At 41.4% G+C, this 19662-nt stretch carries 18 protein-coding genes and 2 pseudogenes; 7 read left to right on the top strand and 13 right to left on the bottom strand.

Features of this window, described 5'->3' with window-relative positions:
• Positions 1–44: 44 nt before the first annotated feature.
• The 10 genes and pseudogenes from hypE to UYC_RS0119495 form a co-directional block, all read right to left on the bottom strand.
• Positions 45–1148 carry a hydrogenase expression/formation protein HypE gene (hypE, locus tag UYC_RS0119540; RefSeq protein WP_016875629.1) on the bottom strand — a complete coding sequence of 368 codons (1104 nt, stop codon included), beginning with the start codon at positions 1146–1148 and terminating at the stop codon, positions 45–47.
• 22 nt (positions 1149–1170) lie between these two features.
• Positions 1171–1386 (bottom strand): annotated as a pseudogene (locus UYC_RS40200) (tautomerase family protein).
• Positions 1387–1596: 210 nt separating this feature from the next.
• A complete protein-coding gene (gene hypD, locus UYC_RS0119530; protein ID WP_016875631.1) occupies positions 1597–2742 on the bottom strand; it encodes a hydrogenase formation protein HypD in 1146 nt (381 codons plus the stop codon).
• 124 nt (positions 2743–2866) lie between these two features.
• Positions 2867–3121 (bottom strand): HypC/HybG/HupF family hydrogenase formation chaperone, encoded by a 255-nt coding sequence (locus UYC_RS0119525; protein ID WP_016875632.1) that lies wholly within the window; start codon positions 3119–3121, stop codon positions 2867–2869.
• 159 nt (positions 3122–3280) lie between these two features.
• Positions 3281–5632: a carbamoyltransferase HypF gene (gene hypF / locus UYC_RS0119520; protein ID WP_016875633.1), complete on the bottom strand. Its 2352-nt coding sequence runs from the start codon at positions 5630–5632 to the stop codon at positions 3281–3283.
• A gap of 138 nt (positions 5633–5770) precedes the next feature.
• Positions 5771–6979 carry an NHL repeat-containing protein gene (locus tag UYC_RS0119515; RefSeq protein ID WP_016875634.1) on the bottom strand — a complete coding sequence of 403 codons (1209 nt, stop codon included), beginning with the start codon at positions 6977–6979 and terminating at the stop codon, positions 5771–5773.
• Between the two features lie 28 nt (positions 6980–7007).
• Positions 7008–7484, bottom strand: coding sequence for a NifU family protein (locus tag UYC_RS0119510; RefSeq protein ID WP_016875635.1), 477 nt, complete (start codon positions 7482–7484; stop codon positions 7008–7010).
• A 172-nt stretch (positions 7485–7656) separates the two neighbouring features.
• Positions 7657–7881, bottom strand: coding sequence for a hypothetical protein (locus tag UYC_RS39535; RefSeq protein WP_016875636.1), 225 nt, complete (start codon positions 7879–7881; stop codon positions 7657–7659).
• Between the two features lie 8 nt (positions 7882–7889).
• Positions 7890–8129 (bottom strand): asr0689 family protein, encoded by a 240-nt coding sequence (locus UYC_RS0119500; RefSeq protein WP_016875637.1) that lies wholly within the window; start codon positions 8127–8129, stop codon positions 7890–7892.
• A 44-nt stretch (positions 8130–8173) separates the two neighbouring features.
• Positions 8174–9136 carry a hypothetical protein gene (locus UYC_RS0119495; protein WP_016875638.1) on the bottom strand — a complete coding sequence of 321 codons (963 nt, stop codon included), beginning with the start codon at positions 9134–9136 and terminating at the stop codon, positions 8174–8176.
• Positions 9137–9920: 784 nt separating this feature from the next.
• Here UYC_RS0119495 and UYC_RS0119490 point away from each other — a divergent pair.
• Together UYC_RS0119490 and UYC_RS0119485 are read left to right on the top strand one after the other, a co-directional pair.
• Complete coding sequence (locus UYC_RS0119490) at positions 9921–10883, top strand: hydrogenase small subunit (protein ID WP_016875639.1); 963 nt, start codon at positions 9921–9923, stop codon at positions 10881–10883.
• Positions 10884–10939: 56 nt separating this feature from the next.
• Positions 10940–12535 carry a nickel-dependent hydrogenase large subunit gene (locus UYC_RS0119485; RefSeq protein WP_016875640.1) on the top strand — a complete coding sequence of 532 codons (1596 nt, stop codon included), beginning with the start codon at positions 10940–10942 and terminating at the stop codon, positions 12533–12535.
• 3 nt (positions 12536–12538) lie between these two features.
• On the opposite strand, the gene UYC_RS0119480 is transcribed toward UYC_RS0119485, so the two are convergent.
• The gene (locus tag UYC_RS0119480; protein ID WP_016875641.1) at positions 12539–13279 is read right to left on the bottom strand and encodes a DUF4336 domain-containing protein; all 741 of its coding nucleotides are present in this window, start codon (positions 13277–13279) and stop codon (positions 12539–12541) included.
• Positions 13280–13324: 45 nt separating this feature from the next.
• On the opposite strand from UYC_RS0119480, the gene UYC_RS0119475 reads away from it, so the two are divergent.
• Positions 13325–13765 (top strand): hypothetical protein, encoded by a 441-nt coding sequence (locus tag UYC_RS0119475; protein WP_016875642.1) that lies wholly within the window; start codon positions 13325–13327, stop codon positions 13763–13765.
• 58 nt (positions 13766–13823) lie between these two features.
• On the opposite strand, the gene UYC_RS0119470 is transcribed toward UYC_RS0119475, so the two are convergent.
• Positions 13824–14654: a CARDB domain-containing protein gene (locus UYC_RS0119470; protein ID WP_016875643.1), complete on the bottom strand. Its 831-nt coding sequence runs from the start codon at positions 14652–14654 to the stop codon at positions 13824–13826.
• Between the two features lie 226 nt (positions 14655–14880).
• Between UYC_RS0119470 and UYC_RS0119460 the strand changes: the two genes are divergently transcribed.
• From UYC_RS0119460 to UYC_RS0119440, 4 genes are all read left to right on the top strand, one after another.
• A complete protein-coding gene (locus UYC_RS0119460) occupies positions 14881–15555 on the top strand; it encodes a hypothetical protein (RefSeq protein WP_016875645.1) in 675 nt (224 codons plus the stop codon).
• Positions 15556–15701: 146 nt separating this feature from the next.
• Positions 15702–15911, top strand: a complete 210-nt coding sequence (locus UYC_RS0119455; RefSeq protein ID WP_016875646.1) for a hypothetical protein — start codon at positions 15702–15704, stop codon at positions 15909–15911.
• A complete protein-coding gene (locus tag UYC_RS0119450) occupies positions 15912–16325 on the top strand; it encodes an HNH endonuclease (protein ID WP_016875647.1) in 414 nt (137 codons plus the stop codon). It begins immediately after the preceding gene.
• A gap of 701 nt (positions 16326–17026) precedes the next feature.
• Positions 17027–17695 (top strand): Uma2 family endonuclease, encoded by a 669-nt coding sequence (locus UYC_RS0119440; protein ID WP_016875649.1) that lies wholly within the window; start codon positions 17027–17029, stop codon positions 17693–17695.
• 21 nt (positions 17696–17716) lie between these two features.
• On the opposite strand, the pseudogene UYC_RS0119435 reads toward UYC_RS0119440, so the two are convergent.
• Positions 17717–19357: pseudogene (locus UYC_RS0119435) on the bottom strand (pentapeptide repeat-containing protein).
• Positions 19358–19662 lie beyond the last annotated feature (305 nt).

Below are 19662 nucleotides of genomic sequence, written 5' to 3'. Positions count from 1 at the left end.
TTGAGTTCTTGATTGTATGAGGAAATTATTACCTTCTGCCTTCATTAACAAATTCTTGGTAGTTGATCGCCGACAAGCATATCAACGATACGTTCTGCACCAAAAATAGTTTTTAACAAAACAATACCTGGGGGCGAGGAAATAACTTCGCCAATAATGCAAGAATTTTTCCCGGCTGGATGAGATTGCATGGCTGATAGAACTTTATCAGCGTTTTCGCGCCCTACTACGACTACTAATTTACCTTCGTTGGCTAGATATAAAGGATCTAAACCTAATATTTCGCAGACGCCTTTGACTTCTTCTCGAATTGGTATAGATTGTTCGTTGATGCGAATTGCTACATTAGAACTGAGAGCAAATTCATTTAAAACGGTAGCTAATCCGCCACGTGTAGCATCGCGCATGGCATGAATTTCTGGACAAATATCGAGAATTGTTTCTACCAAATCATGTAGTGGCTGACAGTCACTTTCGATATCTGTTTCTAATGCTAATTCTCCACGGGCAATTAAAATTGCTGTGCCATGATTGCCTAATTCACCATTAATAATTACTACATCTGTTGGTTGAATATTATGGGCAGAAATAGCAATACCTGGACGAATTACGCCAATACCTGTTGTATTAATAAATAATTTATCGGCTGCACCGCGATGTACTACTTTGGTGTCGCCAGTGACAATTTGGATGCCAGCTTTTTTAGCGGCAGCTTGCATACTAGTAGCAACGCGCCGCAAAGTTTCTATTGGTAATCCTTCTTCTAAAATAACGCTACAGGTGAGATATAAAGGTTTGGCACCACTCACCGCTAAATCATTAATAGTGCCATTTACTGCTAATTCTCCTATATCACCACCAGGAAAAAACAACGGATCGACGACATAGGAATCAGTAGTAAAAGCAAGGCGATCGCCTTGTTGCATGAGACTCGCTAAATTGAAAGTTGCTTGGTCTTCTAATTGTGAGAGAATTGGATTATCAAAATTACTGACAAAAATATCATCGATTAAATCGCGCATCGCTTTGCCACCACTACCATGCGCGAGAGTAATATTTGTATCGTGTACTTTGCTGCGGCGACGGCGAACTTGTTCAATTTTTTGAAAGAGTGAATTTGCTGAGGAATTAGCAGAGAAAATATTCATATTTAATTAATTATCATCAACTTTATACACCTTTTTCAACGTGCCTCCCAGTATGTTTATCAATATGTAAAATACCTCCTACTGCCCAATTTTCCCGTTCAAATTCGTCAATATGTACTGTCACTCACTCAGGCTTAGTACCCATAGTAGAAATTAGAGCATCAGTGATTGCTTGTACTAGCTGCCGCTTCTTTTCAATTGAGTGCCCTTTGGCAATTTGAACAGTGATAAATGGCATAATTACTTTTCTTTCTTTCTTTGCGTACTTTGTGTACTTTGTGGTACCCTACGGGAAGCCGCTACGCGTCTACGTTTATATATATTCAATAGTAGGGTGTGTTACGGCTATGTAAAGATTTGAGAGTTTAAGAGAGTTAAAATTAGCCTAACGCACCGGATTTGATGTGCGTTACGCGCTGCTTTAACGCACGCTACAATTTAAGGTTCACTATACCTTTACTTTTTCTTTCTCAACCTCTTCATTCTTCACTACCTGAGAAAAGCGCCCATATTTGTAGTAAGCTGCACAAGCACCCTCTGAGGAAACCATACAAGTTCCTATTGGGGTTTCTGGGGTGCAAGCTGTACCAAAAACTTTGCATTGCCAAGGCTTCAATACGCCTTTGAGAATCTCTCCACACTGACAAGCTTTATGATCGGCAACTTTGATATTGGGAATAGTAAATTTATGTTCGGCATCAAACTGAGCATATTCAGAACGAATTTTGAATCCTGAATCAGGTATGTCACCCAAGCCGCGCCAATCAAATGTTTCTCGCACTTCAAAAACTTTATTCATGGCAGCGATCGCTACTTGATTCCCTGCTTTCTCTACTAGTCGATTGTATTGATTTTCAACTTCACAGCGATGATCTACTAGTTGCTGCAACAACATCCAAACTGATTGGAGAATGTCTAAAGGTTCAAAGCCTGAAATTACAATCGGTTTGTGATACTGTCGGGAGATAAATTGATATGGATCGGTGCCAATTACCATACTGACATGACCGGGGCCGATAAATCCATCTAGTTGCAAGTCAGGATTATCTAGTAGTGCTTGCAAAGCGGGAATCACAAGGACGTGATTGCAAAACATACTAAAGTTATTGATATTTTCTGCGGCTGCTTGCAAGATGGTGAAAGCGGTGCTGGGGGCTGTGGTTTCAAAGCCTAAGGCAAAAAATACAACTTCTTTATCAGGGTTATGCTTGGCAATTTTCAAACTATCTAAGGGAGAATAAACCATGCGGATATCTGCACCTTGGGCTTTTGCTTGTAGCAGGCTTGTTTTGGAACCCGGCACTCGCATTGCATCGCCAAAGGTGGCAAAGATGACGTTGGGATTTTGAGAGATAGCGATCGCATCATCTAGTCTACCTTTTGGCATGACGCACACTGGACAACCAGGCCCGTGAATTAATTCAATTGCTTTGGGTAAAACTTCTTCAATGCCATATTTAAAAATAGAATGGGTATGACCGCCACATACTTCCATAATTTTGATCGGTTTTTCTAGTATGTGGCAGAGTTTTTCTATTTGCCAGAGTAATGCCTCTGCTTTATAAGGATCGCGAAATTCATCAACGTATTTCATATAAATGTTAGTAGTTAGTAGTTAGTAGATAGTAGGGGCGGGTTTTGTTGATTATCTTTCGGTTACAACCGACAATTTATTTTCTAAACCCGCCCGTACAGTAGTTAGTAGGTAGTAGTATCCACTAACCAGTAGACATAACTTCTGCAATTTCTTGTAGTAAGTTTAATGTTTCTGCTGCTTCTTTTTCGTTAATACGGTTCATGGCAAATCCGACATGAACTAGTACCCAATCTCCAACACATTTTTCTGGAGGGTGTTGTTCATCAATGATACAAGTAATATTAACTTGACGTTTTACACCGCCGATATCAACAATAGCTAATTTGTTATTTGCGTCGGTTATTTCTATAATTTGACCAGGGATACCTAAACACATTATTGATTTCCTTTATAAGTAAAATTAACCACAGAGGCACAGAGAGCACTGAGAAAGATTTTTAAATCAGAGATAAAATAAGAAAACTGAGTAAAGCTTAAAATATAGTGTTTTAAACGCAGAGGAACGCTAAGAAAACGCGGAGGAACGCAGAGTTTTTCAAAGATAATATTGTGCAGCTGCAATTACTGCTTGCCCAAGTGCTAATCCTCCGTCATTGCAGGGAATGATACTATGTGTTAATACGTTCAAATCCAATTTTTGTAAGCGCTTTCTAACTTGCTCTAACAAAATACTATTTTGATAAACTCCTCCTGTTAAAATTACATTTTTGATTACATTCTGTTTGCAGATAATGTTAACCATTTCTACAATTGTTTGAGCTAAACCTTTATGAAATTTAGCAGCTATAACTGATGGCGAGATTTGCTGCTGTAAGTCATTTAGTAAGGTTTGCCACATAGGATGCGAGTCTATACAGTAAATATTATCTAAAATGCCGATATTAAAAGAATAATTTAGTGTTTCTTCATGATTATTTAAGAAGTTGGCATCGACTAAAGCTTCCATTTCAATTGCTGCTTGCCCTTCATAGCTACACTCTTCTCGGCAAATTCCGATAGCAGCAGCGACAGCATCAAATAGTCGCCCTACTGAGGAAGTTAAGGGAGAATTAATACTTTTTGATACAACCTGGTTGAGAATATTGAGCGGTTTATTTTCAAGAAATTTGATGATTTCTAGTTCTCCATATTGATTTTTGATATCTTCCCAATTGAAAGCTGACATTAATTGAGCACAAGTGTTACGCCAAGGCTGTTTGATGGCTTTTTCTCCGCCAATCATTGGCACTGGCTTAAATTTTGCCAATCTTTGAAAATGACGATAATCTGCTAATAAAAATTCTCCGCCCCAGAGTGTATTATCTTCGCCATAACCCAAGCCATCTAAAGCAATACCTAATACGGGTGGTGAATCTAGAGGAATACCATTTTCTGCCATGCAAGCGGCAATATGGGCATGATGGTGTTGGATGGAATAAAGCTGAATTTGATTTGCAGCTGCTAGTTCTTTGCCAAGTTTTGATGACAAATATTCGGGATGTTTGTCGATGGCGATCGCTTCTGGTTTATGCTCGAATAAATTTAAATACAAGTTCAAGGTATCCTGATAGGCAGCAAAAGCAGCAGCATTTTCTAAATCTCCTAAATGTTGCGATAGAATTGCTTGTCCATTTCGTAACAAGCAAAAGGTATTTTTTAACTCACCACCCATTGCTAAAATATGCGGAAAATTATTAAATCCAGGTGGTAAATTAATCGGTGCTGGTGCGTATCCTCTAGCACGGCGAATCATTTGTACTTGCTCGCCAACTATCCGTATCACTGAGTCATCTACTCGATTAACAATCTCCCGATTATGTAGGAGCAAATAATCTGCAATTTTGCCTAATTTTTCTCGTACTTCTTCGTTATTTATACATTGCGGTTCATCAGAAAGATTGCCACTTGTTAAGACAATCGGGCGATTCATCCGCTTCAGGATTAAGTGGTGCAAAGGTGTATAAGGTAGCATGAAGCCCAGAGTATTTTGCCCTGGTGCTACAGATGGGGCGATAGGAAGAGGGGAAGATAAAGCCTTTTGTTTCAGTAATACAATCGGCGCGGCAGAACTTTCTAATAATTCTCTTTCTTTATCGCTAATAGTGCAGTATTTTTCAATTATCTCAATATCCCGCGCCATTAAAGCAAAGGGTTTATGATATCGTTGCTTGCGCTGGCGGAGTTTTTGCACAGCAGTTTCATTTGTGGCATCACAAGCAAGATGAATTCCACCGATACCTTTAATGGCAACTATTTCGCCTCTTTGTAACAACGTACAGACAGCATCGACATCATCCAGCATAGAAAACATCGAAGCTGTAATTGGTTTGCGATCGCTACGTTCTAAAGTTGCTTTGGGGCCGCAGACGTGGCAAGCTACAGGTTGAGCATGAAAGCGGCGATTTTCCACATCATCATATTCTCTAGTACATTCCGCACACAGGTTGAAACTAGCCATGCTCGTATTGCAGCGATCGTAAGGAATGGCACGAATAATACTCAAACGGGGGCCGCAATGCGTACAATTGGTAAAGGGATAGCGATAGAAGCGACTGTAAGGATCAAAAATTTCTTCTTTACATTGCACGCAAGTGGCAGCATCGGGACTAATTTCTGTTTTTACCACACTACTAACGCTGTGAGAAATCACAAAATCATCGAAGGAAATTTCCCCTTCATAACGCTTGCGCTTAATTTCATTAATTCTTGCTAAAGGTGGGCATTCTTGCTGCAATTTGCGAATAAATTCTTCTATAGATGCATCAGTTCCAGATACACGAATTACGACGCCTTCACCGTCATTACAAACATCGCCATGCAAACCGCAGGCTTTTGCCAGACGATAAACAGTAGGGCGAAATCCTACACCTTGAACAGTACCTCGCACTCGAATTTCTTCAACAGTCATTTTGCAGAATCTCACCCCCAAAACATTTAAATATCTTGATTAAAAATTACTAATTTCTTATATGCGTTCTTTCTTTGTGTACTTCGTGTACTTTGTGGTTTGTTTCATGAAAACTTTCTTATTTAAGAAAATAAATATTTATCTTAATTGCCAAAGTAAAACTCGATTATTTCCCGAATCAGCAATTACCGCCGTCTTACCACAAATCTTGATTCCATAACACCAACTTAGACTATCTCGCTTCGGTTGCCCAAAATCACGATTTTCACTCTTACTTAGAAAATTATTTTGTCCGGCGATCGCATCCGCAGCAGTTTCTTGTAAAGATAAAATAGACTCAGGCTTTTTCCAACCTAATATTCGAGAATTAGCAGTATCTGCTACCAACAACCTATCGCCAGCAGCATCCACACCATAAGGCATACTCAAACTGCTAGAACTTGGGAAATAAACTCCTTGATTAATTTCAACAACATCAAAACTTTTTTGTCCTAATACTACAGTACAAGGTGTATTGTTTTCTGTGGGCATTCCATCCCAAATCATCACACGATTATTTCCCGCATCAGTCACAACCAGATTGTCTACCCAAAAGGTAATATCGTGACACCAGCGCATACTCGATGCGGAAGGAGTACCGCCGCCATTTTCATTGCGTGATGTCATATCTGGCTGCCCCAAAACTAAATCTGCCGGTTGACTATTTTCTTCTGGTAATTGATGCCAAACTAACACGCGCCGATTACCTGTATCAGCTACAAATAACCGCCCATTGTGATAGAAAACTCCATAACACCAGTTCAGAGTATTTGCTTCTGCTTTTTGCTTACCCCGATTTGGTTCATTCTCACTAAAATTAGCTTGTCCTAATACTAAATCTGCTGGAACATTGCTGTCTTCTGGTACTTTTTTCCAAATTAAAACGCGGTGATTCCATGCATCTGCTACTGCCATTCCTTCTCCACAATAACAAATGCCAGTCGGCACACTAAAAGTATTATTTCCTGGTGTACCTTTAGCATTTTGTCCCTCACTATGAAAATCTGGTTGCCCAATTACCCAATCAGCAGGTTGGCTATCTTGAGTAGGTATATTCCGCCATCCTAATAAGCGATGATGTCCCGTATCCGACACCCACAAAAGCCCTTTTTCTGATTTTAAACAAGCTGCACGTGGGCCGAACATTTCAATACTACTAGGTGCAAGAGGAGTTGCCAATTCTCCTGGTGCTATCATCCTTCCTAAAATTATCTCTGCACCTTCTGATGAAAGAGGAAAATTTTGAGGAATGTCTGTTGCTTGAGTTTGGAAATTCGATTTGGAAGTAATTTGGATGCGGCTATTCATTATTTAAGAGAAGTTAACCTTTTAGCCTTTATTTAACGGCAACTACATTAGTAATTTCTGGACAATACATTTTAATCGTCTGTTCAATTCCTTGAGATAAAGTTAATGTTGAAGCAGGGCAATTACCACAAGCACCAATTAGCTTAACTTCTACTGTATCTGGTTCTTTAATAGTTACTAATTCCACATCACCATTATGACTTTTCAAACTTGGGCGCACTTCATCTAAGGCTTGTTGAATACGTTTTGTTAAAGGTGGTTTTGGTGGTTTTACTAATTCATGATAAAGCAATACACCGTAGACTACCTCATCCTTAACGGCATTACGCAGTGCTGGCATTGATTCTTGTTTTATACTCTTGATTAAGCGGGTTAAAACTTCTTTATGCAATTCTTCTATTGCCCTTTTCAACCCTATAGCTACGCCTCTTTTGCTTTCATCCCACTCAGATATAATTGCCTCAAATCGACTAATTTCTTGTACCAATTCCTCAAGAGTAGCCATTATATTTTTGTTATTGTTTATAATTGCCCTCAGACTGGAAGTCTGGGGCTATAAAAATAAATCCTGCCTCCGCAGGCTCAACATCAATCCACATCGGCGAACTTGGTTTGTGTAGCTGCGAATTTTATTAGCCGTATGTTTCTAATCCCTATGACAATTAGTAATTAATAAATTACTTCATTTTGAAATCTTTGAGTAGAAACGGCATAATAGTACCCGTTGTTAAGCTAGATGCCGCCACTGTTAGCCAAAGCGGAAATTTCAAGAGTAAAAGTAAAAATAGTAGTAGTGAACTTATACTAGTACCAATTCCAACTTGCCGCCAAAAATATTGTGGCTCACGTATTAGTTTGCCTTTAAGAAATAATTTGGCAGAAAACCAGCCTATTTCTAACATGAAACCTCCTAAAATTTAGGACAAAAATTTAGTAAAATTAATCCTAATACTATCGCTGGAATCACACCAGCAGGGGCAAATAATCCACCTATCATCGCAGCAAACTGATTACCTAATTCTTCACCCGCTAATAAAATGCCACCAATCGCACCACCTACTAGAGATAATACAGTTGCTATTACTAAGTAAATCAAAACTGTAACTAAATTAATGTCATTACCTGCTAAACTTGTAAATACCTCAGTCATTGTTTATTCTCCTCATATTTTTCATTGATAATTACAATATTCTATTAGCCATTAACCTTTAACTCTTGCAATGTTTGGGCTACAACTTCGGCTTGCTCTATTTGTCCGTACTGTGTAAAAATTTCCCAGGCTTCTTGAAAATATCCACGCGCTTGTAAGAGATTTTTAGGATTGCCGATTTCTGGCTTCTCCAAATCATCGGGTAAATTGAATAAGGCGTTGGCTTTGTTAGAAATGGTGTTGGCGTATTCTAAAGGTGTGTCTCTGGAGTTGCGTACTTTTAATGCTTCGTTGTAAGCTGCGATCGCCCGCACTAAATTATCTACAGGATGGGCAGATGGTAAGTATTGCAATGCGTTGCCTAAATTGTTCTGCAACATTGCATATTCTCTAGGGTGTTCGATCAGGTTTATTCGCTTGAGCGCCACCTCAAAAGACTGTACAGCCAAGCCTTCAAACAAATATTGCTGCTGCGAACCACTAGACATGGAAAGGTAAGCGATCGCTATATTGTTGTGTAAGATTGCATATTCCTGTGGATATGTATCCCAAGTAAATACCCGCAAGGCTTCTTGATACGCCTGAATGCTGTCTACTACCTTTGCCAAATTTAACGGCACTAAAGATTGCAATATCAAGCCGTAGTTCATCTGGGCTTCGGCAACTTCTTCCGGAGATGCCAACTTTTGCAATATCGGCAAAGCTTCTGTGTAAGTCGCTTTCGCTTGCAGCAGCAATTCTTCTGTACCATCTGGGATTGCCCGCAGCGCCCCTCCTATCCCCACTTTCGCCCGCACCTTCAAAAGTGGGTAATCTTCACCAGATAATTCTTCTGCCTGTTCGTATAGCGCGATCGCATTCCACAAATCTTGAGCTGTTTTCGGCTTTTTCACAAAACCATGTGCCATCTCAATCAACATCTCAATTTTGTCTTTTGTTGATGCTGATTCAGAGGCAATAGCAGCGATCGCTGCTTTCACTGCGGCATCAGTAATAGTTGGTATCATGTCAGATGTGGAGTCGCAAGTAGGAAGGCAGCTTTTAACTTTATGCTAACTAGTAATCAACCAAAATCTTTAGCCAGATTACCTACAAATAATGTTTAAACTTATACAAATTGTGGCTTTTTTAGCCGCTCATCTGTCAGATAGGCTCTCAGTAAATCTCTAAATTGTTACTAAAACTTTTCGTCAATTTTCTTGAATTCACCTTAGCTTTTCTACTTTTAATATAAAATAAAATGCAACTAAAAATCTAGTTACTAGACTTACATTTTTAAATAATATCGTAAGATCCCCGACTTCTCAAAGAAGTCGGGGATCTGTGTTTTTAGTTTACACCTAAGTATTAAGTAATAATTACTGCTTGATTCAATACTCATCATATTTAAAATTTAAAAAAGCCTTGACTTGTGAGAGTATCTTTTTCATATTTGATTTTAGGTAATCTAACTTGGATATATATTTGCACTGACTTTAAAAAAAGACTTTTAGCTTTTGCAGAGCTAACAAATACGTAATTATAAAACAGTTATTTGTACTTTATATAATGTATTTACTATAACATTTAAACTAGAATATTATGTTGTTTTAGTTTTCATAAATACGTTAATTTTTATTTAAATGTCTACAATAGAAACGAAAAGCCATTGATAGTAAAGGGGATTGGGGATCGGGGAATCAATCAGTTAACTGTTAACTGATAACTGTTAACTGATAACTGACACCCAGTACCCACTACACTGTTAAACTTCCTAAGTTTTGTATTTTAAACAACACAAATGCGCAGCCAATGACTAACGTAATCTGGCTACAAGGTGGTGCTTGTTCAGGCAACACCATGTCATTTTTAAATGCTGAAGAACCAACTGTTTGCGATTTAATTGCCGATTTCGGTATTAAGGTACTGTGGCATCCTTCCTTGGGACTGGAGCTAGGGGACAGTTTGCAAGCAATGCTGTGGGATTGTGTTCTCGGCAAAATTCCCCTAGATATTTTGGTATTTGAAGGTACAGTAGTTAATGCTCCCAACGGTACGGGAGAATGGAACCGCTTTGCCCACCGTCCGATGAAAAATTGGGTGAACGACTTAGCAAAAGTAGCTAAGTTTGTGGTAGCTGTGGGTGACTGCGCTACTTGGGGTGGAATTCCCGCAATGGCACCCAACCCTAGTGAATCCCAAGGATTGCAATTTCTCAAACGTCAAAAGGGTGGCTTCTTAGGGGCAGATTACAAATCCAAAGCTGGACTACCCGTGATTAATATTCCCGGATGCCCTGCCCATCCCGATTGGATAACGCAGATATTAGTTGCGATCGCCACAGGTCGTTTAGATGATATCACCCTTGACGAACTCAATCGTCCCCAAACCTTCTTTAAAACCTTTACCCAAACAGGTTGTACCCGCAACATTCACTTTGCCTACAAAGCCACAACCGCCGAATTCGGTCAGCGTAAAGGTTGTCTGTTCTATGACTTGGGTTGTCGTGGCCCTATGACTCATTCTTCCTGCAACCGGATTTTGTGGAATCGCGTTTCTTCTAAAACCCGCGCTGGAATGCCTTGTTTAGGTTGCACCGAACCAGAATTTCCCTTCTACGATCTCAAACCGGGAACAGTATTTAAAACACAAACAGTAATGGGGGTTCCTAAAGAAATACCGCCAGGCATGAAGAAAAAAGAATATGCTTTACTCACAGTAGTCGCCAAAGATGCAGCACCAGATTGGGCAGATGAAGATATTTTTACAGTGTAGTTCGTAGTAAGCACTCTTTGTGCTTACTACAAACCAATCACCAAAAGGAGAGGAGAATGGGAACCCAAACATTAGACATCTCGCCCGTTGGTAGAGTTGAGGGCGATTTAGATGTGCGAGTTGAAATTGAAGATGGGCAGGTAGTCAACGCTTGGACTCATGCCGAACTCTTTCGAGGATTTGAAGTTATCCTGCGCGGCAAAGATCCCCAAGCCGGATTAATTGTCACACCTCGTATCTGCGGTATTTGTGGAGGCTCTCATCTGACTTGTGCGTCATGGGCACTAGATACGGCATGGGAAACAGAAGTTCCGCGCAATGCGATTTTGGCAAGAAATCTCGGTCAACTTGTTGAAACAATTCAAAGCATACCCCGCTATTTCTACGGGCTATTTGCGATTGATTTGACTCATCAAAAATACCAGCATAGCCGCTACTATAGCGAAGCTGTCCGTCGCTTTGCAGCCTTCACTGGTAAGCATTATGAAATCGGTGTCACAATTTCTGCCAAACCAGTCGAAATTTATGCTCTTTTAGGCGGTCAATGGCCTCATTCTAGTTACATGGTTCCCGGTGGCGTCATGTGCGCCCCCACCCTCACAGACATCACCCGTGCTTGGTCAATCCTGGAATATTTCCGTACCAATTGGTTAGAACCAATATGGTTGGGTTGTTCATTGGAACGTTACGAACAAATCCAAACCTATGATGACTTTATGGCGTGGCTGCATGAAAACCGCAATCATCGCCAGTCTGACTTGGGTTTTTATTGGCGCATGGGTTTAGATATTGGTCTAGATAAATTTGGTGGCGGTGTAGGTAAATATGTGACTTGGGGATATTTACCTCATGAAGATAGATACCAAAAGCCAACGATAGAAGGGCGAAATGCCGCCATGATTATGAAGAGTGGAGTGTATGACAGTATCAGCGACACTCATACCTTGATGGATCATACCTTTGCCCGCGAGAATACCACTCACTCTTGGTATGACGAAGGCACAGAAGACATTCACCCCTTCGATCGCACTACTAACCCGATCCAAAAGAATGACAAAGACTTCAATAACTCATATTCTTGGTCAACAGCAGTACGTCATATAGACTACGGACGTTTGGAAGCAGGCCCCTTAGCGCGGCAGTTGGTAGCGGGTGGTAGGCATGGCGAATCTTGGCAGCACTACGACGGATTTATCTTAGATGTCTTCAAGCGCATGGGTGGCCCCAGCGTTCATGTGCGTCAATTGGCACGAGTTCACGAAATTGTGAAATTGTATCGCCAAGCCGAACGCTGTTTGCGTGAGTTCAAATTAAACGATCCCTGGTATATCAAACCCAAAGAAAAAGATGGACGTGGTTGGGGTGCAACAGAAGCAGCGCGAGGTTCTCTGTGTCACTGGGTAGAACTAGAAGATGGCAAGATTAAGAACTATCAAGTCATTGCCCCTACAACCTGGAATGTGGGGCCTCGTGATGCCGAACAAAAGCGCGGCCCGATCGAAGAAGCTTTGATTGGCATACCCATTGCCGATCCAACCGATCCAATAGAAGTTGGTCATGTGGCAAGGTCATTTGATTCCTGTTTGGTGTGTACCGTTCACGCCCACGATGCCAAGACGGGTGAAGAACTCGCACGTTTCCGGACAGCGTAATTTCTAGAACTTACCCAGCCAGCGAAAAGCACGCTTAAGTTCCTCTGTGCCATTTTCAGGATACCAACGACCGTGGGCAAGGATAACTCTGTTTGGTTCCCATGTAATTATCTGGCGGATAGCCTCTCGCGTCTGGGCTTTGCGTCCCCAGAAAGTGAGTCGCAAATCAAAGGGAGTTTTTCCATCAGGATCTAGACAGCCACCTAATCTCGCCAATAATTCGTATTTTTTACCAATCTTGTCAGCTTCAAAATTTTCGATGAGGTCGGCAAGAATCAAGGTGTGAGACGGCTTATGCAGAAAAACAACCTCATCCATAAAGCGGCTACCGTGAACAATTACCTGATCGATTTCCTCTGCCCAAGCAGAATCTGGTTCCTCACTCAAATCCCGATCAAAAACTATATTCTTGGCTCGCTCTCGCACTCTTGGCGATGCCCATTTGATCGCATCAGGATAAACTTCACCCCATTGTCCAATGTAAGCATAATGAATTTTATTCGGTGAAACCAGGTGCCAAACTCTTCCCAACGCATCAATTTCTGCTTTCAGTTCATTAGTTAAGTGTGTTGGCGAATGGATAAACAAATCACCGTTAGTTAAACGGATAACAGTCATGCGTGTGGGAAAAGGTATATTAGTACCGTAGGCTTGCATCTGGATAATCGGCCCATCAACAATCCAGATATTTTCATCAACGTACTTAAGAGTGTTAATTGGTTCGTAAAGTTTTGCATCCTTCATAGTTACATCACTCTTCCAAAAATCTCTACATCTTCAGGTGAAAGAATGTCACAAGATAATCTAATGTCTGATTTGGAATTGCACAACTATTTTTCTCGTCTTCCAGAAGAAGCACTGAAAGAATTTACAGACTGGTGTATTTTTGAGCAGGCGATCGCAGCTGGATACGAATTCACTCCAGATCGGAAAAAGCTAGAGGATCTGGAAGGAGCCTACTACATTGAAGAACTTGTCGATCAGTTCGTCAAAGCGACAAGAAATACAATTGAAGGTGGTTTAGCAGCTTTATTAGCAGGAACGCAAGCTGATAAAAATGCTCTCAAAGGCATACCTATCGTAGTTGATTTTATTTCTCTTTACGTCAAGTATTTAGCTCCAAAAGGCAAGAATAATACATTACCCGTAGACGAGAAATTAGCTCAAGCATCACAAGACCAGTTAGATAAACTACGTGAGATTGCTAAAAAATATAACGTAGAAATTTGAAGATTTATCCCTTAGTCTCCAAATGCTCAGACTGGCTTTGGGAGTTTTTTGGAGATGTCTATTCCACCAACACACATACCCCGATCGCACTATTATTAGTTTCATTCATTTCGCGGATGGCAGCAGGGGCATCCGCAGTAATGGTGAATACAACCGTGTCTTCACCACTCGGTAGAGGAATCGGTGCGAGGTCAGCTTGTGAACCAGGCGCAAGCGTAGGCGTGATTCTACTAAAAGACGCACCTGCATCAATTGCAACCCTTGTAATCGATAAAGGCGCAGAAGCCTCTCCCTGATTCCTAATCGTTACAATTAGGCGTCCTTGGTTATCGAGCCGACACCATGTCCGTTCTCTTTGAATTGGCAGTAAGTCAGGCAAGTTGTGTACCTGTTTGTGCAACACCGAGTATGTCGCTGCAACTCTCGTGGGTGTGCGTTCTGTCCTGGCATCGTTCAGATCCTCGATCGTGACGAATCCCTCGATGAACGAACCGACTTCCACGCCCGCCCTCTGGAGATTACGAATGATAAACGGGCAGTCCATGAAGAAAGAGCCGAATCTCTCAATTCTCGCCCTAGCACCCACGATTCCAGGTCTGCCAAATCCTGAGGAAAACCTCCAACCAACTTCAGTAGCAAACGTACTCAGGTTAAGCACGTTGATCACAGTCCTATAAGTACCTGGTACTAGCCTGTCGGTGGGTTGTGTTTCGCCGCAGACATATTTGACTGGAAACAATGCCCGTGTTCTACCACCAGGATCTCTGTACCGTTGAGGCATGATGTATTCGACATCAAAGCTCAGTCCCACTCCAATACCCGTATCCTGAGCCTTTGCCGGACGTATCAACACGACACTAAGCAGAAGCAAAAACAGAATTTTTTTCATATTGGACACACTCCGTATCGTTACAACATATTGGAAGTGCCATTGTTTCCTGCGAAAACGAAGCTAAATGCTCAAGTGTAGCCAAGAAAAGGTTCATTACGTCTTGAATTGGCTTAATTATGGCATTTATATTGAATCTTTTGCGGAAAAGTCAAAAAACTATGGAATCGCTCTTGTAAACGTTGAATCTATAGAAGCTACAGAATCACATATTGGAGAGGAGTAAATGATGGTAGTTAACTACAGGCAACTGAAAAAATTGGTTTTGCATTCAGTTGCGTTAGGCTTGGTAGTAGCAGGTGCGATCGCCTGCCAGCCTGAATCTCCAATAGTTAGTTCCTCGCCAGCAAGTCCCGCTTCCAATCGAGAGGTTTCTCCATCCAAACCATCTACTCCAAAACCCGTTCCCCAAGACAAAGCCATCTACAAAAGCGATCGCTTTGGGTTTCAGTTTAGTTATCCTCCTAATATTTTTGTGGTGGATGATAAAACAAAAATACCCTCTAGTAATAATGCTCCGTTAGCTGCAATTCAGATCTGGACTCAAGAACACGCCAAGAAAATTCGTTCGGGAGCATATGAAGGGGGAACAGAGTATCCGGCAAATGTCAGCGTCACAGTAGCGAATAACCCTCAAAAGTTGCCATTGCAGAAATGGGTACAACAAAGTAATCAGTTTGGCGTAACTCGTGCATTCAAAGATACAAAAATTGCCGGACAAAAAGCGATCGCCTTCCAATCCAGTGGCTTATACGAGAATGAGCACGTTGTCTTCAAAAGTCCCAATGGTTCTAACATTATCGTTATTACATTTGGGAAGACTGGCTACGGAAATAATGACGCTATCTACCAAAAAGCATTTGATCAAGTGGTGAATTCGTTTACATTCTTGCGTGGATAGGCAACGCCAATTCAATTCAAAAAGTACTATTACTACCATTCCCACTCAAAGCGATCGCATTTACAACAGGTGAGTAAACAGCATTAGACCGTCTCGACTAACTTTGGTTTACACTGGCTCTACAAGTAGTTAAAATTTCTCCCTATATGCCTGAGATAATTGAGATACCTATTGAACTGGCTCAATTTCAGCTTCCTCAAGCTGTTCAAGAGCGCCTTCAATTTCTGCTGGATCGTCAGGATGCAGGCGAAGAGTTAAATCAAACAGAACGGCGAGAAGCAGAAGGACTTGTTGAGTTGGCAGAATTTTTATCTCTACTTAGCTTAAGGTCGCAACGTGTGATGAAGCAGGGATAAATGTCAAAAATTCCCGCTGCCTTGCGTCAATTAGTTATTCAAAGAGCGGGCGATCACTGTGAGTATTGTGGTTTGTCCCAAGCAGGGCAGGCTGCTACGTTTCACATAGATCACATCACTCCTGTAGTAGCAGGTGGTGCAACAACAGCAGAAAATTTAGCACTTGCCTGCGTATCGTGTTCGCTACGTAAAGCTGCTCGACAAACAGTTGAAGATCCAGAGACGGGCGAAATTGTACCAATATTTAACCCACGTCAACAGGTATGGAAAGAACACTTTGGTTGGGATGATGTGCGAGTTGTTGGATTAACAGCTACAGGACGAGCAACCATTAATGCCCTTAACATGAACCGTGCCATTATGCTGGCAATTCGGGCAGAAGAAGAACTTCTTAGTCGCCACCCACCACCCTAAAGTCTGTTTAGCGCGATCGCCAAACTAAATAATCTCTTGGGCTAACTACTATGTCCAAGCAACACAAGTATTGCGGTACATGACTTAACAGAAGCTTTTATCAATATATTTGCCTGCATAAAAGCGATCGCATTTACACTAGTTGCTTTATTCCTCTAAATCTTCTGATTCTTCCAAATCCTTTGGTTCCACTATATCCTTGGCATTAACCGCATACTCTTTGATTAAAGTTGCAAACGGAAAAGGAAACGGCAGACAAACATCATCGGCAAAATAAGGCCAGCAACTGACGGGGTGACAAAGCGGCTAAAAATTAGACTGGATAAAAGTCATAGCATGTAAATCTTTCTGAAAATAGGGTAGGGGAGTTTATGAAGCTTCAACCGCGTGAGTTCAAAGGCTAAATCAGCCCAAAACTCCATTGCACCCACCCAAATATAACTATATAAACCAATGCAAAAAGCACTATGTCGGCGTGAATAGCGCTTTAATTCCTGGGTAATTGTATTAGGGATTATAGTTGGATAATTCAGCATAATAGAGTTATAGTAGCTAATCACTACAACAACTTTCAACTAAAGTTTTGAATAGACTTTAAATGAGCATAAAAGCTACATTATTCAATAAATCAACTGTTCGGGGTTGGCGTGATGGCAAGTGAGAGGAATTTTGAAAACATATCTCAGATAACGGCTGTTGCGATGTCTCAGCCTCCTACGCCGCCACAAAATTTAATTTTTGATGATGGAGAACCTTTGGAAACAAATCGCCACCGCATTGGCATGAGTATCCTGATTCGGTCATTGCAGCAAGCTTGGGTTGATCGCAATGATTTCTTTGCGGGGGGCAATATGTTTGTTTATTACAGCAGTGCCCAAGTTCGTAACCGCGATTTTCGAGGGCCAGATTTTTTTGTGGTGCTGGATGTTGATGGTTCTAAATCTAGGCAAGGCTGGGTGGTTTGGGAAGAAGGCGGTCGTTACCCGGATGTAATTGTGGAGCTGATGTCACCTTCGACTGCTGAAGCTGATACGGGGACAAAAAAAGATATTTACGAGCGCGTCTTTAGGACAAGGGATTACTTTGTATTTGACCCCTTTGAACCCAATTCTCTGCAAGGATGGCGGTTAGATGCTAACCTTCGTTATCAGTCTATAGTGCCAAATGAACGGGGATGGCTTTGGTGTCAGACCTTGGGCTTTTGGTTGGGAACTTGGGAGGGAACAATAGAACGGGAGACGGCATTGTGGTTGCGTTTTTACGATCAAGCTGGCAATTTAGTTCTTTTACCAGAAGAAGCCGAACACCAAAGAGCCGAACGTTTAGCTGCTAGGTTAAGGGAGTTGGGAGAAAATCCCAATGCTTTATAAAGTATCATTTTCCCTCTAGTTTTACCTCAACCCCAGTTGCTGTTTTAACCCTTCTGGTACGTTCACGGCTTTATCCAAACCACGCACACCCTTCTACTCAAGGTAATTACTCCAAGTCATTTTCTCCAGGTTAGCGTTGCTAAGGTCAGCACCACCGAGAATTGTTTGGCTAAGGTTGGTGTGGCTGAGATCTGCGCCATAGAGGATTGCACCGCTGAGGTTACTACCACTGAGGTTGGCACTACTGAGGTTGGCGTAACTGAGATCGGTACCAAAGAGAATGGCATCGCTGATGTCAGCACCACTTAAATCGGCTTCATTGAGAATGACACCGCTGAGATCGGCTTCATTGAGAATGACGCCACCGAGCTCTACGCCGCTGAGATCTGCGCCTAAGAGAATTGCGCTTTGCAGGTTAGCACCGTGGAGTTTTGCACCATTGAGTTTGGCATAACTTAGGTCAGCAGCGATGAGAATAGCGCTTTTAAGGTTGGTGCCAAAAAGGATAGTGTCGCTTAGGTTTGCGCCTTTGAGGGTGGCATGATTGAGGTTAGCACCGCTGAGATCGGCACGGCACAGATCGGCATAGTTAAGATTAGCGCCGTTAAGATTCGCATCGCTGAGATTAGCACTGAAAAGGATAGCATGGCTGAGATAGCTGCTACTGAGTTTGGCATCCCTGAGGTTGGCACCAGTCAGATTGGCGTGACTAAGATCGGCACCACTAAAGTTGGCACTGTTGAGATCGGCGCTGTTGAGATCGGCACGACAAAGGTCAGCACCACTGAAGTTGGCTCCACTGAGGTTAGCACTACTAAGGTCAATACTTCTGAGGCTAGCACCGCTGAGATTCACACTGCTGAGGTTAGCATCACCAAGGTTGGCATCATTGAGGTTGGCACCACTAAAATTAGCACCAGTCAGGTTAGCATCACCAAGGTAAGCACCATTGAGGTTGGCACCACTGAAATTGACACCTGTTAGGTCAGCATCACCAAGGTAAGCACCGCTAAAGTTACCTCCTTTGAGAAATTCGCCAACAACATTACTAAAATTGCCAATTTCAATGGCATCGCTGTAGTTGATTACCCTAAGTAATTGCGATGTAAAAAAGTTGTCTGTATGTCGTTGTCCAGAGGGATAAAAAATTATTTTTTCTTTCAGGTGATCTTGCTGTTGCCCATAGCGGTGTAACTCTAACAGCAAAATTAATACATTTAATCCTGTATTAATATCTACTTGGCGCAGCCCGATCGCAATATTTTGTGCTTGTAACTGTAACATCTTTTGCTGCGGCAAGTTATCTGTAGGCGCAGCATCGATAAATTCCCCTTGACACCAGCGGCGATAAAAATTTTCTAAGCGCTGGAATAACAGCACCGGACAAAATTGTTCGCGAGCAATTAGCTTCTGCATTACTGCTTCTACAATATATGGCTTGAGCGCACAATTGCCCATCAAATCATATATCTGCTCGTGCAATTGGCGATCGCCTATTCTAAAAATCGACTCACTATCAAGTTTTGCCCACTCTTCTAAGCTTTGTTGCAACTTTTCCGGACATGGTAATTCTCTGCTATTATTTTGAGTCCGATCAGCTTGTATATGCGATCCCTTGACATAAGTTATCAAACGCTTCCATACTTGAGATAACCGTGCCATACTTGTATCCATTAATACAATCAATGATTTTAATAACCGAGAGTTAACTTAAGAAGTTTTCATTAGCTAAAACGATTTTCATTCATAAAAAAAATTCGTATTTTGAGTTACATTTTTATAATTAAAATCTTGCTCGACTTGAGTTCTTCTGTTTACACTAAAAATATCTGCTGGAAAAGTTTTTTGTAGTTTGGTAACCTCAATCATTCTGGTTAAATTGTTATACTATTTTGCCAGCAATTTTTCTAGTTAGATGTACAAATAATACGTACTGTTTGCTACAGACGCAATTATTGGCAAAAGTA

Origin of the sequence: Chlorogloeopsis fritschii PCC 6912, assembly GCF_000317285.1 — a bacterium.
GTDB lineage: Bacteria > Cyanobacteriota > Cyanobacteriia > Cyanobacteriales > Nostocaceae > Chlorogloeopsis > Chlorogloeopsis fritschii.
Note: the sequence above shows the minus strand (reverse complement) of the source record. Positions and strands in the feature narration are given on the sequence as shown.

What these genes read in the sequence shown, in the direction of transcription:
- hypE (WP_016875629.1), bottom strand. Translation starts at nt 1,148, where the DNA reads ATGAATATTTTCTCTGCTAATTCCTCAGCAAATTCACTCTTTCAAAAA.
- hypD (WP_016875631.1), bottom strand. Translation starts at nt 2,742, where the DNA reads ATGAAATACGTTGATGAATTTCGCGATCCTTATAAAGCAGAGGCATTA.
- UYC_RS0119525 (WP_016875632.1), bottom strand. Translation starts at nt 3,121, where the DNA reads ATGTGTTTAGGTATCCCTGGTCAAATTATAGAAATAACCGACGCAAAT.
- hypF (WP_016875633.1), bottom strand. Translation starts at nt 5,632, where the DNA reads ATGACTGTTGAAGAAATTCGAGTGCGAGGTACTGTTCAAGGTGTAGGA.
- UYC_RS0119515 (WP_016875634.1), bottom strand. Translation starts at nt 6,979, where the DNA reads ATGAATAGCCGCATCCAAATTACTTCCAAATCGAATTTCCAAACTCAA.
- UYC_RS0119510 (WP_016875635.1), bottom strand. Translation starts at nt 7,484, where the DNA reads ATGGCTACTCTTGAGGAATTGGTACAAGAAATTAGTCGATTTGAGGCA.
- UYC_RS39535 (WP_016875636.1), bottom strand. Translation starts at nt 7,881, where the DNA reads ATGTTAGAAATAGGCTGGTTTTCTGCCAAATTATTTCTTAAAGGCAAA.
- UYC_RS0119500 (WP_016875637.1), bottom strand. Translation starts at nt 8,129, where the DNA reads ATGACTGAGGTATTTACAAGTTTAGCAGGTAATGACATTAATTTAGTT.
- UYC_RS0119495 (WP_016875638.1), bottom strand. Translation starts at nt 9,136, where the DNA reads ATGATACCAACTATTACTGATGCCGCAGTGAAAGCAGCGATCGCTGCT.
- UYC_RS0119490 (WP_016875639.1), top strand. Translation starts at nt 9,921, where the DNA reads ATGACTAACGTAATCTGGCTACAAGGTGGTGCTTGTTCAGGCAACACC.
- UYC_RS0119485 (WP_016875640.1), top strand. Translation starts at nt 10,940, where the DNA reads ATGGGAACCCAAACATTAGACATCTCGCCCGTTGGTAGAGTTGAGGGC.
- UYC_RS0119480 (WP_016875641.1), bottom strand. Translation starts at nt 13,279, where the DNA reads ATGAAGGATGCAAAACTTTACGAACCAATTAACACTCTTAAGTACGTT.
- UYC_RS0119475 (WP_016875642.1), top strand. Translation starts at nt 13,325, where the DNA reads ATGTCACAAGATAATCTAATGTCTGATTTGGAATTGCACAACTATTTT.
- UYC_RS0119470 (WP_016875643.1), bottom strand. Translation starts at nt 14,654, where the DNA reads ATGAAAAAAATTCTGTTTTTGCTTCTGCTTAGTGTCGTGTTGATACGT.
- UYC_RS0119460 (WP_016875645.1), top strand. Translation starts at nt 14,881, where the DNA reads ATGATGGTAGTTAACTACAGGCAACTGAAAAAATTGGTTTTGCATTCA.
- UYC_RS0119455 (WP_016875646.1), top strand. Translation starts at nt 15,702, where the DNA reads ATGCCTGAGATAATTGAGATACCTATTGAACTGGCTCAATTTCAGCTT.
- UYC_RS0119450 (WP_016875647.1), top strand. Translation starts at nt 15,912, where the DNA reads ATGTCAAAAATTCCCGCTGCCTTGCGTCAATTAGTTATTCAAAGAGCG.
- UYC_RS0119440 (WP_016875649.1), top strand. Translation starts at nt 17,027, where the DNA reads ATGTCTCAGCCTCCTACGCCGCCACAAAATTTAATTTTTGATGATGGA.